Raw genomic sequence first — 15,547 nt, forward strand, 5'->3', positions numbered from 1 at the left:
GATGAAGAAGACAACAAGTACTGCTCTCATTCTCATTCTCTCTGTCATGCTCGTAATCGCAGGCTGCGGTAACAGTAATAGCAACAGCGCAGGTAATAGTAATGGTAACGAGAACAAAAGTAAGGTAAATGAGACGGCCAAAAATGATAAAGCTGAAGCCGTATCAGGTGCATCAGAAGCTAGTTACACACCACTGGATCAATTAAAAGATAATTATGATATCGTTATTGTTGGTGCTGGTGGTGCAGGAATGTCTGCTGCACTGGAAGCTAAGGCCAAAGGCTTGAACCCTGTTATTTTAGAAAAAATGCCGGTTGCAGGTGGGAATACAAGTAAATCCTCCTCAGGAATGAACGCTTCCCAAACGAAATTTCAAAAAGAGCAAAGCATTGAAGATAGCAATGATAAGTTTTATGAAGAGACCTTAAAGGGCGGCCATGACACGAATGATAAAGAGATGCTTCGTTTCTTCGTTGACAATTCCGCAAGTGCGATCGATTGGTTGGATTCGATCGGAATCAAGCTGAACAATATTACGATCACAGGCGGCATGAGCGAAAAACGTACCCACCGTCCAGAAGACGGCTCTGCGGTAGGCCAATACCTTGTCAAAGGGTTGGTTAGAAACGTACAAGAAAAAGAAATTCCACTGTTTGTGAACGCGGATGTTAAAGAAATTACTCAAAAAGACGGTAAGGCTAATGGCGTCAAAGTACTCTTTAACCAAGCTGATGAAAAAACCATTACAGCGAAGGCAGTTGTTGTAACAACAGGTGGTTTTGGATCCAACATGGATATGATATCAAAAGTTAGACCTGATCTGGAAGGATACGTAACGACTAACCAAATCGGCAGTACCGGCGACGGCATCAAGATGATTGAGGCACTTGGCGGAACCACCGTTGATATGGATCAAATCCAGGTTCACCCAACAGTTCAACAAGAAAAATCTTATCTGATCGGGGAAGCTGTACGCGGCGAAGGTTCTATCCTCGTGAATAGCGAAGGCACACGGTTCGTAAACGAATTGACTACACGTGATAAAGTTACCGAAGCGATCAATGCACTTCCTGAAAAAGCGACAACGCTTGTCTTTGATTCCGGCGTCAAATCACGCGTGAAAGCAATTGAACAATATGACAAAATGGGCTTCGTAATCCAAGCGGATACCATCGAAGCATTGGCGAAAGAAATCGGTGTTCCAGCCGATAAGCTAAAAGCGACACTTGATACTTGGAACAGCGCGGTAAAGAACAAGAACGATGCTGAATTCGGCAGAACAACAGGGATGGACAACGATTTGTCCGCGGGTCCTTACTACGCTATTAAGATCGCTCCAGGGATTCATTACACCATGGGCGGCGTGAAGATCAATACGAACACAGAAGTATTAAATAAAGACGGCGCTGCTATTCCTGGCCTGTATGCGGCTGGTGAAGTTACAGGTGGATTGCACGGTCAAAACCGGATCGGCGGTAACTCTGTAGCTGAGATCATTATCTTCGGCCGTCAAGCAGGGATTAAATCTGCTGAGTTCGTGCAAGCACAATAAGATTTAACTGCTATTCTGGTTAAAACAAAAGAACCGCTTGGGCTAATTGGGACTGACCCCCGTTTGTGAGACAGGGATCAAAACACCTTACAAGTTTAAGTAGCCAGTCGCCGGAAATCCATCGGTGACTGGTTATTTAGTTTCGCTTGAATTCGAAATGAGTTATAGTAAATGATGTAGTCTCGAATGGTCTCTACAACGATTGCAGTCGTTGTAGATGTGAGATCTTCGAGGTAGAACGTTTCAGACTTTAGGGTGGAATGAAACGATTCAATGGGGGCATTATCAGCGGGCGTTCCTTTACGGGACATGCTCATGGTAATGCCTTTTCCTTTTACAGCTTCCTGGTACGCAAAGGACGTATACACGCTGCCCTGGTCGCTATGCAGCAACATCTTTTCCTGCTTTGGAAGTTGATTTAACGTATCCAACACCAAAGAGGTATCTTGTTTATCTGCTATACTGTAAGCCACAATCTCACCATTGTACAAGTCTAGAATGCTGGAGAAGTACAACATCTTCCCGCCAAATGGCAAATAGGTAATGTCCGTGACGAGTTTTTGCAGAGGTGCTTCTGCATGAAACTGTCGCTTGAGCAGATTTTCAAAGGAGTGTACAGATTGCCCAGTCACCTTTCGTTTTTTCATCCTCACGCGGCACTGAAGCCCCTCACACTGCATGATCCGCTGGACTCGCTTGTGATTTATACTCTGCTCTATCCGAAGGAGCGCCGTGATTTTCCGGTACCCGTAGCGGAATTTATGACGGATGCAAAGCTCCCGGATTTTCTCCACCACTTTGTCTGTATGCTTTGTCCCCACAGCTGCTTTCCAGCGGTAGTAAGTCGTTCTTGCGATTCCGAGCCATCTACAAGCCTCAGACACCGTCACTTCGTTTCGAATGGATTCGATCCAGGCAATAACGGCCTCTGGTTCCACCTCCTCTCCAACTCCTCGTACTTTTTTAGCAGTTCTAATTGTTGTTTTAAGAATCGGTTCTCTGCCTTTACTCTTTCGAGCTCCGAAGAGTCCTCCGGACCTTTTCCATAGCTGTACTGTTTACCCACCGGCTGCTGCAAACGATGCCGTTCACCATTTCGATTCCATCTCATCCATGTCTTTAGCTGTGTCTTATTCCGTATTCCGAGCTGCTCCATAACCTCTTTCACAGGTACGCCTGCTAATCTCATTTCTATAGCTTTCATCTTTATTTCCACGGGATAACTTACTCTGGTTGCCAATGCAAAAACACCTCCAAGATGATCTCCTTATCTTACGACAAGGTTCCATTCTTTTGAAGGTGTTTTGATTTGTCTCACGTTATGGGGTCAGTCCCATTGAAGCCCGGGCGGTTCTTTGTTTGATTTCTCGTTTATAGTGAGCGGAGCGCCTCTATTCAAAAAGCTGCTTCCCGCTTTTAGCCTGTTCTTCTCGCATCCACTGTGACAGCTGGCGTTTGAGTTTAAGGAAGTCCGGGGAATCCGTAATCTCATCGCGGCGTGGCCGTGGAAATGGCACGTCAACAGTATGCAGGATGGAGCCGGGGCGACCCGAGAATACATAAATACGATTCGAGAGCAGCAACGCTTCTTCGATGTTGTGGGTGATGAATAGCACGGAGCGGCGATTCTCCTCCCACAGCTCCAGCAGCCAGCGCTGCATTTCACTGCGAGTTAGTGCATCCAGTGCGCTGAAAGGTTCATCGAGCAGCATCAACTCCTGCGGAGCCAGCAATGCTCTGAGAAAAGCAGCACGCTGCTGCATCCCACCAGACAGCATATGCGGATAAGCCTGTTCGAATCCATTCAAGCCAACCTTGGCGAGCCACTGGCGTGCTTCTTCACGAGCTCCATCCTGCAGAGCGCCTTTAATTTCCCCGGCTAGAAGTACATTATCTTCAATCGTTCGCCAAGGAAAAAGCGCAGGCTGCTGCGGCATATAACTGATTTCACCGCGTTGACCTGTAACGACCTTGCCGTTCATGCGGATCGTTCCCGCATCTGGCTTCACAAGACCGCCGATCATATGGAATAAGGTGCTTTTTCCACAGCCGGAAGGACCGACGATTGAAACGAACTCTTGCTGCTCTACCTTAAGAGAAACGTTGTTCAGCACGTTCGTCTCGCGGCGACGATGGGTGAAGGACTTGGAGATGCCGCTTACTTCAAGAGCAGGTGGTGCAGTATGAGCTTCAGGAGAGCTTATGATTTCAGTTGTTCTTTGCTCTATTTGCGTCGCTTGAGACATACAGGCATCTTCCTTTCTATGAGTTACGGCGCGGTTTCCAGCGAACTAACCATTTTTCGAGCAAGGCGATAATCGCAAAAAGTACAAGACTAAGGAGGACAATAATAACAATAGCGACAAACATCCGATCCGTACGGTAAGCCGATTTTTGCAGGAGCATATAATAGCCAATCCCTTTATCCGCGCCAATCCACTCAGCGACCACGGCTCCCATAACCGCATAGGTAGCTGATATTTTCACACCGGAAAATAGTGCCGGGATAGAAGATGGAAGCTCCAGCTTGGTGAAGATTTGCCACTTGCTTGCGCCCGCCATTTTCATATAATTCATCATGACCTGATCACTTTGAGACAAGCCTCCCATTGCAGCGACAGCTACCGGGAAGAAGCATACCAGTGTAATCAGCACGATTTTGGGCAAAAGGCCGAAGCCAAACCAGATGATAAGCAGTGGTCCGAGTGCGATAGAGGGAACATTTTGACTCAGAATAATGAGTGGATAAAAAGCCCGTCTAGCCCAAGGTAAAAGATGCAAAAGTAGCGCAACGATCAAGCCTACACCTGTACCAATAGGAAAACCGATTAATGTGAGTCGGAGCGTAGCCATCGTATGAGCCCAGAGACCTGAGGCATTACTTGTGGATTCGCGAGCAATATCAGCAGGACTCGGCAGAATCCAGGATTCGATATGGAATAGAGAAACAGATAACTGCCATACGGTTAAAAAGAAGACGACCGCCACAAGGGGCGGCCATATTAGCTTCCAGGTCGATCTCACGGCCGATATTTCTCCGTCAATTTATCCATGCTGATTCCGTTAGGGTTATGAGCGATTTTGATTTGGGAGATCACGCTTGGACTACCTGCTTCGATCAGCGCCTCCTGCATTTGACGTACAACCTCCAGGAGCTCGCTCAGTTCACCTTCCATAGTAGTTTCCAGTGGATTCACCTGATGTTTAACACCGGATTTTTGAATAACTTCAATCGCTTTATCTACGTATGGGATGGAGTCCTCATTGTTTGGAGTCTTAGGAATTACTTGAATGCTTAGCAATGTGTTAGCCACAATAATCAATCCTCTCAATTTGTATAGGTAAGTTCAAAAAGCCAACTTTGATAACGAAGTGTTTTCAGGAAGTAGATTCGGCATCGAATCTTGAACGAACTTGGGAAGTCCGGTACTCACGTAGCACATCACTACGCTCCGTTCCTCCTTCCTCAAGTAACGTTCAACCTTCTTGGTTCTGAAAGCTGACTTTTTGAACTCTCATTGAAATAGGTAAGTTCAAAAAGCCAACTTTGATAACGAAGTGTTTTCAGGAAGTAGATTCGACGTCGAATCTTGAACGAACTTGGGAAGTCCGGTACTCACGTAGCACATCACTACGCTCCGTTCCTCCTTCCTCAAGTAACGTTCAACCTTCTTGGTTCTGAAAGCTGACTTTTTGAACTCTCATTGAAATAGGTAAGTTCAAAAAGCCAACTTTGATAACGAAGTGTTTTCAGGAAGTAGATTCGACGTCGAATCTTGAACGAACTTGGGAAGTCCGATACTCACGTAGCACATCACTACGCTCCGTTCCTCCTTCCTCAAGTAACGCTCAACCTTCTTGGTTCTGAAAGCTGACTTTTTGAACTCTCATTGAAATAGGTAAGTTCAAAAAGCCAACTTTGATAACGAAGTAATTCAGGAAGCAGATTCGGCTTCGAATCTTGAACCAACTTGGGAAGTGCGGTCTACTCCGCCGGTAAAAAGTCATTGGTGAATGCACTAGCTGCATCCAGCGGTTTATCCAGCAGCTTCAGATCATACATCCAGTCGCCGTAATTCTGCCAGACCTCGGTTTTTTGCTCGCCCCAGCGGGGTGCATCGTCTTTGTATTTCGGGCTGAGCCATTTCTGGCTGGCTAGGACAAGCTCGGCATCAAGGTCAGGCACAGCCTTGGATAATGTAGCGGCAGCCTCTTCCGGATGATCAATGGCATACTGATAACCTTTGGATGTGGCTTTCAGGAAAGCCTTCACCAAATCTGGATTCTCAGAAATCTGCTTCTCACTCGTGGTCAGCACAGGGGTGTAATAATCAAGCTGAGGCGCATAATCCTTCAAGTAGAGCATATCCAGAGGCTCACCACGCAGTTCGGCTTCAATACCGGTCCAAGCGTAGAAGATCCAAGCGAAATCAATGTCACGTTTGACTGCGGTAAAATAGTCAGCTTCACCAATACTGATTAGCTTCACCTTTTTCACATCGCCACCAACAGGGTCCATGATCGCCTTCATGGCTGCTTCTTCAGCAGGAGAGCCCCAACCGCCGTAGGTTTTACCCTCAAAATCTTTTGGTGATTTGATATTGCGGTCTACTGGAGCGGCGAATCCCGAAGTATTATGCTGAATAATGGCTGCAATCGAGACAAGGGGAACGCCTTGTAGACGAGCTAGAGTCAATCCTTCCTGAGCGCTGATCCCAAAAGCGGCTTCGCCAGAGGTAACCATAGTATCAGAACCCGCTGCGCCAGGTTGAACGATTTCTACATCCAGACCTTCTTCCGCGTAATAACCAAGATCCTTGGCTACGTATAGACCGGTGTGGTTCGTATTCGGTGTCCAATCCAGTGCAACCTTAACTTTGGTAAGCTCTTTCGGAGCATTTGATCCGGTCGCTGCATTCGAATCAGCAGCATTTCCTTTGTTTCCGGCTGTATTCCCATTGTTGCTGCCGCATCCGGCAATCGCAAGAATGAGCATACAGGTGAGGCTTAGCATGAGTGCTTTCTTGACTTGCATGTCTTCTTCTCTCCTTTAAGGTTGCCAGATCCCGTCATCCAACATGAACCGTAAAGTGTAGTATGTACATTTCTTCTACATCTTTTGTGATCTACACAAAAAAAGCGTCCCGAGTGATCGGGACGCTGGCTTGGCGCAAGGTTAGTAAAGGTCACAGGGACCAAAACCAATTGGCGATTCCTACGCTGGCATTATCCAGATCAGGTATAAGGGTCAGTATCTTGTGGGATACAATCTCAGCCGGCCAATTCCAGCACCCCTGGTTCTATGAAGTTAACGGGTATTTCCACGTGAAATATAAGTAAGTATAAGCTTTCATCTATACTTTATGTCTTATATTTCTCGCATACGGTGTATTATAGACGGCTGTTCTCGGAATGTCTAGTAGCACGTTCCTAGATTTTTCAAATTTATCTGTCTGATTTCATTAATCCAGATCCTTATGTTTCTTACGATGACGCCGCTTAAGCTCAGTAACCAGAGCACCTAGCGTAAGGACAACACTGACCATGATCCCGCTCATAATCACGAAAAGAGCAAGAAACTCAAAGGGGGAATAGCTAACCATCTTACTCCATTCAATCTTTCCATCCAGATCGTCAATGACTTGATTCATGCCATAAATCCCACTTACCACCGTAAATACAGTGAGGATCATCAGCAGATTATCCCGGCGCTTCGACTGGAACTTATCTTGATACTGAAACAGGTCAGTCAAGGTTTCTTTTACTTCCTCGAACAGAGCGTCGTTCCCGTATACTTTACGCAGCTGAAGAAAAATCTCCCGTCCTTGCGACTGTGAAATTAGCTCCAAGAAATAAAACTTTGCCGAGAATTTATTAATCGAGTAGATTAAATTGTCGATCTCATCATAATCGTGGTTTATGCGTAGTCGGGAATGCATATTTGCCAGCTTGAGCAGAACAATTTTGTGGAAAATATTGAGTAGAAATCCGTAATAATATTGCCCGTACATCTGGTTGGCCAGGCTAACAGCGATCTTTGGTTCAGCTCGGGTTAGACAGCAAAAGGTCTGCTCATTCATCATATAATACGTGTCTGGGCCCCAACGATTATAGGAATGCTCATGACAATAGTTCGCAATATACGCTGGATCGCTGGCACTGGCATAGGGCTTCCCGTTCAGATCAATGCCATCAAGCTGAGAGGCGCGATAGCGTATATTTACACTAATCTCATCAGAATCTCCTTCATTCTGAAAGCCATAAAAGGCTTGCACCTGCATTCTTTCATCTACGAAAAAGGGAAGGGTCTCGAAATAAGCCCCATTGATATCCGAGTGATCCAGAAAAGGCTCCAGTCCATTCACCAGATTTCGGAAGACAAAATCCTCTACCATCTCATAGGTCTGTTCTCCACAATGGATATAGGTGTAGTCATCCTGTACGAAGGTATTCTCAAGCGTCCGGAAGCGGTCCGCGAATTCCAGTGCAATACTAATGGGAATCGAATCCCCCTCAAGCTGGACACGTATCGTCACAAATCCAAGCTGAAAAGGACATATGAATATATCCGTCGAGAGAATTTTAAAAAATATAGACTGCTGAGGAATCTCTAGAATACAGTCCAGATTATTGACTCTGGAAAAGCGGCGGAAAGAGTCTACGTCCTTCTTGCGTGGAAAAAGAATGTGTGCAGCAAACGGTAAATAAGTGCGCTCCATCCGTTCATGGGAAACACAGTGGTCTTCTCCGTAATAGGCATTTTCTAACTCTTTATTATCCAGAAAAAAACGTGTGAAGCCATCATCCTGCAGTTGTTGGATAAGCTTCTTAGAATCGCCCTTTTTTATTGAAAAGGGAAAAATAAACTGCATAAGCGCAGTATGTAATAAAGGCTCAGTTGAAAGCTTATCCATTCATCGTCCATCCTTGTGCTCAGAATATGCTTATAGATGACATTACCCTAAAAGGATTAGGTTGATACCATTTTAACATTCTAAATACTGGAACTCTTTCTTTGTACTGCTTGTCTGGATTGGAACCGCCATGCGGCAATGCTCAGCAAGAACAAGAAGGCGGCAAAACCGGCAAGTAACCCAGCAGTTTGTGCCACTTTTAGATGGTCCATAGACCAGCCCATAAATAGGGGCAGTAGAGCTCCACCGACACCTCCAGCAGCGATCATTATGCTGGGTGTTGATTCTTCGGCTCCTGGTAGCATCTTGCTGGAGAAGACTAGAGCTATGGAGAAAATACCGGACATAAATAGCCCAAGTAGCATAATTACGATGAATGCAGCTAATCGATTATCTGTGAACGGAAAAAGAGCCAGCAGTAACAAGGTCAGTAAACAGCTACTTAAAATATATACACGGTAAGAAATTTTCTCTGCAATCACTCCAGCAAACAATCTTCCCGTAGACATAGCTAGCCAAAAGAAAGTGACTGTCAGCGCCGCCGCAGATTCTGTCATCCCTAGCTTGGCGATAAAGATGGCGGGCATAAAGTTGACCAGACTCATCTCCGTACCTACATAAAGAAAGAAGAAAAGGATGAAGATGCCCAGCAGAATCCATTGTTTCCCTTTATACGGAAGCTGTGTGCTGGACTGCGAGGAATGTGCGGATGCTGAAACTTTGCGAGGTGCTCGCTCGTCCAGTATGGGCTGCAGATTCCCAAAATGGCCTCTTCCCCAGAGAATGAGGGAAAGTAATGAGAAGCCAGCGACAATTAGGAATGCCAATCTCCATGCTCCGGTAGCAATGAGCGGACTGGCGATAAGAGGCATTACAAGTGCTCCTATCCCAAATAGGACTTCAAGTCGGCTCATCGCAATCGCGGTTCCTTCTGTCACAGCTCCGATAATGATGGTGCCGATGACGGCTTCGATCATACCGAAACCAAAGCCAGCCGCAACAGCAATGACATACATCCACTCCCAAGGGGGTAGAAAAGCATACGCAATCTCAGCAGTCAGGAGAAGAGCGGTGGCGATAATGATGCCTCCTCGTTTCCCAAAACGGCGATTGAGTAGGGGAGAGACAAGCACACCAGCCAAAAAACCAGCGAATTGACTAAAGATTAATTGCCCGCCGGCACTATAATTTTGGTCATAATGCTGTAGCAGAACGGGAAGAATAGATCCCAGCACTACATGAGCAAGGCCAATGACAAAGTAGGAAAGACAGCCGATCCAGATCAGTTTTTTCACGAAGTAAGCTCCTTATATTGAAAGTAGTTTATGGAGTAAGGTCGGATTCAATGTGAACCGGAAGGGTACATTATAATAAGCACCATTGTTATGATAAATCCAAACGGTGAGCTTGGATATATAAACTTTTGTTTACATGCTTGAAGGGAGAGATTTACGTAATGGATAACAAACAACTGGAGCAACTCATTATTAGAGCATTGGATGACAACAAGTTCGGTTCCTTTGGTACGATCGAAGAAGGAAATAAGCCGAAAGTACGTTACATGGCCATTTTCCATGAGGGTTTGAAGATTTATTTAGCTACGAATCGCAAAACTCATAAGGTGGAGGAATTATCGAATAATCCAAATGCTTTTCTACTGCTTGGATATGAGTCAGGCGGAAGCAAAGACGTGCTTGAAATTGAAGCCACCGTTGCCGTTTCTAAGGACGAAGGGCTGCGCACAAAGGTGTGGAACAAAGAGCTGGAGCCATGGTTTACTGGGCCTGATGACCCTAATTATGTGATTCTTGAACTTACTCCAACGCGTATTGAGTATGTTGGCAGTAATAAAGAGCACGGCGTGTGGACTCCCTAAACCAATTTAAAATCGATTCCGAAAGCCTTCCTATCCCCCACGGGTTTAGGAGGGCTTTTTTAAAAGATAAGTCCCTGAGTGACCTGTTAAAACATGTTATAATGACTTCAACTTTTTACGTAATTTCTCAGGGGAGGACTTAAAATACATGACCGTTACTCTGTTATATATTGAAGATGATCATGAAATCGGCAGCGTCGTGTCTGCGGATTTAAGTGAGCGTGGTTATAGTGTGCGTTGGCTGCGGAGCGGGGAGGGAGCGACGGAGGAAGCGGCGCCTTGTCAATTGGCCATTCTGGATGTAATGCTTCCGGGCCTGGATGGTTTTACTGTCGGACAACGATTGAAGCGGTCGTACCCTAAGCTTCCGATCTTGATGCTCTCTGCGCGAACCTCTATTGATGATAAACTGCAGGGGCTTGAATTCGCGGATGATTATTTGACGAAGCCTTTTCATCCGGATGAATTGGCTGCCAGAATTGAAGTGCTGCTCAGGCGGAATGGGGCATCTGTTCAGGATTCGCTCACGCTTAAACACCTAGTCGTATATGAAGGGGATAACCGAGTAATAAATGCTCAGACACAGGAAGAAGTCATGCTTACGGGTAAGCAATTTCAGATTTTTTCTTATTTGCTGCGTCATCTCGGCCAGATTATGACGAAGGAGCAGATTTATGAAGCCGTCTGGGGAGAAGCCTATCTCGAAGGGGATAAAACTTTGATGGTACATATACGATATTTGCGCGAAAAGTTAGAACTTGATCCGGGCAATCCCGAAATTATAGAAACTGTCCGGGGGATAGGATATCGGGTAAGAGCATGAGGGGGTTAGGGCGCATTCGCAAGCAGCGTAACTCCTCTTTGCTATCGGGATATTTGCTTATTATTGTTTCTGCACTGCTTTTTATCCCTGTGGTCCTGCCGTTATCTTTTGTTCTCTACAATATGGTTAATGAAGTGACTAAAGGGGCTCCACCTGTAGACACCTCTCTGTATTCGAGTGTTGCAGCGCTGGAGACCATGTGGCATAAAGAGGCGCTTCAATTGGAAGATGCTTCTTCAGAAGGCATAAATGAGCGGCTATATGAACTGAGCCGGAAATACACTGAGGCTACTATGTTTTGGGTAGATGGGCAGGGAATGACCCAGTTGATTCTCACACCTGATGAAGGAAATCCGGACCATGGCAGCGGAGTTCCGGAGCAGTGGACGGCGGCTGAGGCTATTTTTTTTATGAAAGAAAGTACAAAGCGTGATCCTTTAGCCATCGTCGCCTTTATGGGAGACCGAGTGGATGCGGGTAAAGGCTTTATGGTAATGCAAATTCCAAACAAGCTGCTCAACAAAGGCGCTTATGGGGGAGTCGGGGCTTGGGCTTTGTATTACTTTGTGCTCTTTGTACTTTTTGGAGGGTTTGCACTGGTTTCTTTGCTGTTCTTTAGAAAAATACGCAAACGGCTACTACAGCTGCAAACCGCGATGACGATTACGGGACCGGATAGAATGCCTAAGTCTATTATGACGGGCAAGCTGGATGAGATTGGCAGACTGGAGGAAGCTTTTAACACGATGGTGGCGAAGCTTGACGAAAGTCGAAAGAGGGAAATCGAAGAGGAAGAGCTGCGTAAGCGTCTAGTATCCAACTTATCTCATGACTTACGTACACCGCTAACTGTTATCCGCAGCCACATTCATGTAATGACTAAGGAGAGCTTAACCCCGCAAGGACAACAGTCCTTAGAGCTAATGGATAAGCGTATAGCAGATCTTAGCGTCTTGATCGAGAATCTTTTATCCTACAATCTCCTCAACAGCGGACGGATCACTTTGAAGAAGGAGCGTAAAGATGTCTTGCGCTTGTTGCGGGAAAGTGCTGCTGCTTGGTACCCCGTATGGGAAAAAGAGAACTTCGAGATCGATATTGACCTGGAGGCTGATCCGCTGTTCTGGATGGTGGATGAGGTCTGGTTCCGCCGTATTCTTGATAATCTGTTTCAGAATATTGTACGTCATGCCAGCAGTGGTCTTTATGTAGGGATTTCTACGGAGTCCCGTAATGGGCAACGCGTTATTTTGATAACGGATCACGGCAGAGGTATCCAGAGTCCATCCGATTACAAAGGGGCAGGATTAGGGCTGTCCATCGTGGATCTGTTAATGAAGCATATGGAGTTAGAGTGGGATATGGAGAGCACTGGAGATGGCACCTCTATTGTAATCTTCAATCCACGGGATGAAATTTAAACAAAACTTAAACTTCGTGCCGCCTTGTTCTTAACCTTGGGACGTTATGCTAATTACCGAGGTGAGGAGCATGAAAGAAACAGTGATTGAAACGAAGGATTTATTAAAAAAATACCGTGGCCGGGCTGCGGTGGAAAATTTAAATTTGAACATCCGCAAGGGAGAGATTTATGGCTTTCTTGGCCCAAACGGGGCAGGGAAAACAACAACAATTCGTATGCTGCTTGGACTGATCACTCCAACATCAGGAGGGATAGAAGTATTCGGCCAGGATCTTCGCAAGCATAAACTGCAAATTTTGCGGAAGGTAGGATCGCTTGTCGAGTCTCCATCTTATTACGGGCACTTAAGCGCTGTGGATAATCTTGAAGCCATCCGGCGTATCCTTGGTGCTCCGAAGTCACGGATTGCTGAGGTGCTTGATATTGTTTCCTTAACAGGGGAAGAGAAGCGCCCTGTTAAAGGCTTCTCCCTCGGGATGAAGCAGAGACTAGGTATTGCTGCTGCCTTGCTCGGGGAACCGGAGCTGCTTATTCTGGATGAGCCGACGAACGGACTTGACCCGTCTGGGATTCAGGAAATTCGCGGACTGATTAAACGATTGCCGCAGGAGCAAGGGATTACTGTCGTAGTATCCAGTCACTTGCTTAGTGAAATTGAGCAAATGGCGGATACCGTAGGGATCATTCGTCAAGGGCAAATGGTGTACCAAGATAGTATAACGAATCTGCAGCGGCAAGCCGGGGGAGAAATGCGTTTAGCAGTCTCGGACCCGGAGGCCGCGCTTCGTCTTGCTGAAGAACGGGGGTACGCAGGGATACTTCAAGACCAAAAGCTAGTCTTCTCCCGGATGATCGATGCAAGAGTTGCCTTGCTAGTCAAAGCCTTGGTAGAGAATGGGCATGCTATTTATCGTGTAGAGGAGCGGAGACAATCACTTGAGGACTTCTTCCTGCAGGTTGTAGGAGGAGAGGAATCATGATGTGGCGTGCACTGTCGGCGGATTGGCTCAAAATCCGTGGCAAGGGACTCTGGTTTCTAGTGTTTCTTGGACCGCTTGGACTTGTAGCCATGCAAGGCTTGAACTTCGGCCTTCGTTATGATTATCTTCGCGAGCAGTATAGCGCGGATTTATGGGGTGGACTTCTGAACAATGTGGCTGCATTTGTGCCCATTGCTCTTTTTCTCGGAGGGACCTTAGTATGCTCGTTGATTGCAAATGTAGAACATCAGATGAGCTCGTGGAAGCAGCTCTTGGCGCTACCTATCTCACGTACTTCAGTATTTATGGCTAAGCTGGTGTTATGTTTGGTGCTAGTGGCGGTTTCTTGTTTGCTGCTTTCGGTGGGCACAGTTGGTTTAGGGCTTGTTTTGGGCTTCAAGGTAGAACTGATTCCTTATTTGGATGTGTTACGAATTGGTTTTATGTCCTATATCGCGGCGTTGCCGGTAATTTCCTTGCAGCTGTGGCTTTCTCTGGCTAACCGAAATCAGACATTGCCGGTCGCTCTGGGGATTACCTTATCTCTGGTATCTATCTTTTCTATGTTACTTTCAGAATGGGTTCCCTTAACATGGCCCTATATGGCTTGGGACTCTTCTCATCGTCTCTTATTTAGCGGCGCAGGGTTGCTGCTGGGGCTGCTGATTCTTTTGCCGGGTGCACTGCACTTCGCACGAAAGGATGTGGATTAACGATGAATTCATTTTGGAGAGTATTATCCTCAGAACGATTAAAAATGTCTAAATCATATGTCTGGCTTTTAGTTATAGGCAGTCCGATTTTAGCATTACTTCCCGGGGCATTGGCAGATAACGAAGGAGAGAAGATGAGTTGGGAACTGCTGTTAAATGTGATGTCCATGATGCATGCCTTGCTGTTTCTACCTGTGCTCTCGGGTATTTTTGCCGCGCTGATCTGTCGTTATGAGCATCATGACGGGGGCTGGAAGATGTTGCTGTCTCTGCCTGTGACTCGGTTATCAGTATACCTTTCAAAATATGTGATGATTATCGGATTGCTGGCTGCGGTTCAACTAACGTTCCTGGTGATGGTGCTGGGAATGGGTTTATTCCGAGATATTCCGGGCTCAATCCCTTGGTCGTTGCTACTTAGCTCGGTATTTGGCGGCTTTGTTGCCTGTCTGCCACTCGCTGCACTGCAGCTGGCTATCTCTCAAGGCTGGAGCAGTTTCGGTGCACCGCTGGCGCTTAATGTGAGTCTGACCATTCCCAATATGCTGATCGCCAATTCTTCAACTTATGGTCCTTATTATCCTTGGGTACAACCGATGTTGGCAATGATGCCGTATGGTGATGACACGTTTGGGGCTTTTAATTTACCGTTCGAAACGCTGATGATGGTAGTGGGCGGAAGCTTCATTGTCTTTTTTATGGCAGGACTGATCTCCTTTTATCGTAAAGCGGTCTGATATGCAACTCGTAGTGTATACACGCCTTCTCAATGGACATCCAGAGCTGGTTTTCATATAATTGAAGAAAACAATCAGCAAAGCTAACTGGCTGGTGGAGGAGGGCGATAGCATGGAGCCAACGGCATTAGAGGATTGCGATAATACATGCAAGGGTTCGGAGCTTGAACCGGAATCCATTGCATTGATCCTGCCTGACCGAGGAATAACGGATAAAATGGCAGAGATGTTCAAGGCGTTGGGTGATCCAACACGAGTGCGGCTCATTTACGCTTTGTCCCAGAAAGAATTATGTGTACACGATTTGTCTGTGATCCTTGATATGGGCCAATCTGCGATATCCCATCAGCTCCGTTATTTACGGAATTTACGAATTGTGAAGCGTCGTAAAGAAGGGAAGACGGTATTCTATTCGCTCAATGATGCGCATGTAGAGCAGATCTTTCTGCAGACACATGAGCATGTCCGTCACGAATAGCTAGGGAAGCAAAAAAAAAAGAGGGAATTCCAACAGCCGTTTCAGGCGCTT

At 46.2% G+C, this 15,547-nt stretch carries 15 protein-coding genes and 1 riboswitch; of the genes, 8 read left to right on the plus strand and 7 right to left on the minus strand.

Annotated elements, in window-relative coordinates:
* The first annotated feature begins 1 nt into the window (after window position 1).
* A complete protein-coding gene (locus NST74_RS02030; RefSeq protein WP_341110209.1) occupies window positions 2-1,552 on the plus strand; it encodes a flavocytochrome c in 1,551 nt (516 codons plus the stop codon).
* 95 nt (window positions 1,553-1,647) lie between these two features.
* On the opposite strand, the gene NST74_RS02035 is transcribed toward NST74_RS02030, so the two are convergent.
* From NST74_RS02035 to NST74_RS02065, 7 genes are all read right to left on the minus strand, one after another.
* A protein-coding gene (locus tag NST74_RS02035) for an IS3 family transposase (RefSeq protein WP_339287325.1) occupies window positions 1,648-2,792 on the minus strand; the annotation gives its coding sequence in 2 pieces (ribosomal slippage) (window positions 1,648-2,504 and window positions 2,504-2,792; 1,146 coding nt in all).
* Window positions 2,793-2,943: 151 nt separating this feature from the next.
* On the minus strand, window positions 2,944-3,798 hold the full coding sequence (locus NST74_RS02040; protein WP_341110210.1) for an ABC transporter ATP-binding protein: 855 nt from the start codon (window positions 3,796-3,798) through the stop codon (window positions 2,944-2,946).
* A 16-nt stretch (window positions 3,799-3,814) separates the two neighbouring features.
* Window positions 3,815-4,576 (minus strand): ABC transporter permease, encoded by a 762-nt coding sequence (locus tag NST74_RS02045; RefSeq protein WP_076300092.1) that lies wholly within the window; start codon window positions 4,574-4,576, stop codon window positions 3,815-3,817.
* The gene (locus tag NST74_RS02050; RefSeq protein WP_036682688.1) at window positions 4,573-4,866 is read right to left on the minus strand and encodes a thiamine-binding protein; all 294 of its coding nucleotides are present in this window, start codon (window positions 4,864-4,866) and stop codon (window positions 4,573-4,575) included. The genes NST74_RS02045 and NST74_RS02050 overlap by 4 nt, the downstream gene beginning before the upstream one ends.
* Window positions 4,867-5,537: 671 nt before the next feature.
* Window positions 5,538-6,587, minus strand: a complete 1,050-nt coding sequence (locus tag NST74_RS02055; protein WP_341110211.1) for an ABC transporter substrate-binding protein — start codon at window positions 6,585-6,587, stop codon at window positions 5,538-5,540.
* A gap of 160 nt (window positions 6,588-6,747) precedes the next feature.
* Window positions 6,748-6,858, minus strand: a riboswitch (TPP riboswitch).
* Window positions 6,859-7,014: 156 nt separating this feature from the next.
* On the minus strand, window positions 7,015-8,466 hold the full coding sequence (locus tag NST74_RS02060; protein WP_341110212.1) for a hypothetical protein: 1,452 nt from the start codon (window positions 8,464-8,466) through the stop codon (window positions 7,015-7,017).
* An 80-nt stretch (window positions 8,467-8,546) separates the two neighbouring features.
* Window positions 8,547-9,761, minus strand: a complete 1,215-nt coding sequence (locus NST74_RS02065) for an MFS transporter (protein WP_341110213.1) — start codon at window positions 9,759-9,761, stop codon at window positions 8,547-8,549.
* A gap of 161 nt (window positions 9,762-9,922) precedes the next feature.
* Here NST74_RS02065 and NST74_RS02070 point away from each other — a divergent pair, with 161 nt between their 5' ends.
* The 7 genes from NST74_RS02070 (at window position 9,923) to NST74_RS02100 (ending at window position 15,496) form a co-directional block, all read left to right on the plus strand.
* The gene (locus NST74_RS02070) at window positions 9,923-10,342 is read left to right on the plus strand and encodes a pyridoxamine 5'-phosphate oxidase family protein (RefSeq protein ID WP_042123646.1); all 420 of its coding nucleotides are present in this window, start codon (window positions 9,923-9,925) and stop codon (window positions 10,340-10,342) included.
* A 148-nt stretch (window positions 10,343-10,490) separates the two neighbouring features.
* Entirely contained in the window at window positions 10,491-11,165 is a 675-nt protein-coding gene (locus NST74_RS02075) for a response regulator transcription factor (RefSeq protein WP_341110214.1), read from the plus strand.
* Window positions 11,162-12,586 (plus strand): HAMP domain-containing sensor histidine kinase, encoded by a 1,425-nt coding sequence (locus NST74_RS02080; RefSeq protein WP_341110215.1) that lies wholly within the window; start codon window positions 11,162-11,164, stop codon window positions 12,584-12,586. The genes NST74_RS02075 and NST74_RS02080 overlap by 4 nt, the downstream gene beginning before the upstream one ends.
* A 70-nt stretch (window positions 12,587-12,656) precedes the next feature.
* Entirely contained in the window at window positions 12,657-13,568 is a 912-nt protein-coding gene (locus NST74_RS02085) for an ABC transporter ATP-binding protein (RefSeq protein ID WP_341110216.1), read from the plus strand.
* Entirely contained in the window at window positions 13,565-14,281 is a 717-nt protein-coding gene (locus NST74_RS02090; RefSeq protein WP_341110217.1) for an ABC transporter permease, read from the plus strand. The genes NST74_RS02085 and NST74_RS02090 overlap by 4 nt, the downstream gene beginning before the upstream one ends.
* Window positions 14,282-14,283: 2 nt before the next feature.
* Window positions 14,284-15,018 carry an ABC transporter permease gene (locus NST74_RS02095; RefSeq protein WP_042123656.1) on the plus strand — a complete coding sequence of 245 codons (735 nt, stop codon included), beginning with the start codon at window positions 14,284-14,286 and terminating at the stop codon, window positions 15,016-15,018.
* A gap of 112 nt (window positions 15,019-15,130) precedes the next feature.
* A complete protein-coding gene (locus NST74_RS02100; RefSeq protein ID WP_042123658.1) occupies window positions 15,131-15,496 on the plus strand; it encodes an ArsR/SmtB family transcription factor in 366 nt (121 codons plus the stop codon).
* The last annotated feature ends 51 nt before the right edge of the window (window positions 15,497-15,547 follow it).

This window comes from Paenibacillus sp. FSL F4-0125 (assembly GCF_038008565.1).
Taxonomy (GTDB): domain Bacteria; phylum Bacillota; class Bacilli; order Paenibacillales; family Paenibacillaceae; genus Paenibacillus_AQ.

What these genes read in the sequence shown, in the direction of transcription:
- NST74_RS02080 (WP_341110215.1), top strand. Translation starts at nt 11,162, where the DNA reads ATGAGGGGGTTAGGGCGCATTCGCAAGCAGCGTAACTCCTCTTTGCTA.
- NST74_RS02075 (WP_341110214.1), top strand. Translation starts at nt 10,491, where the DNA reads ATGACCGTTACTCTGTTATATATTGAAGATGATCATGAAATCGGCAGC.
- NST74_RS02060 (WP_341110212.1), bottom strand. Translation starts at nt 8,466, where the DNA reads ATGGATAAGCTTTCAACTGAGCCTTTATTACATACTGCGCTTATGCAG.
- NST74_RS02090 (WP_341110217.1), top strand. Translation starts at nt 13,565, where the DNA reads ATGATGTGGCGTGCACTGTCGGCGGATTGGCTCAAAATCCGTGGCAAG.
- NST74_RS02070 (WP_042123646.1), top strand. Translation starts at nt 9,923, where the DNA reads ATGGATAACAAACAACTGGAGCAACTCATTATTAGAGCATTGGATGAC.
- NST74_RS02095 (WP_042123656.1), top strand. Translation starts at nt 14,284, where the DNA reads ATGAATTCATTTTGGAGAGTATTATCCTCAGAACGATTAAAAATGTCT.
- NST74_RS02040 (WP_341110210.1), bottom strand. Translation starts at nt 3,798, where the DNA reads ATGTCTCAAGCGACGCAAATAGAGCAAAGAACAACTGAAATCATAAGC.
- NST74_RS02030 (WP_341110209.1), top strand. Translation starts at nt 2, where the DNA reads ATGAAGAAGACAACAAGTACTGCTCTCATTCTCATTCTCTCTGTCATG.
- NST74_RS02085 (WP_341110216.1), top strand. Translation starts at nt 12,657, where the DNA reads ATGAAAGAAACAGTGATTGAAACGAAGGATTTATTAAAAAAATACCGT.
- NST74_RS02055 (WP_341110211.1), bottom strand. Translation starts at nt 6,587, where the DNA reads ATGCAAGTCAAGAAAGCACTCATGCTAAGCCTCACCTGTATGCTCATT.
- NST74_RS02100 (WP_042123658.1), top strand. Translation starts at nt 15,131, where the DNA reads ATGGAGCCAACGGCATTAGAGGATTGCGATAATACATGCAAGGGTTCG.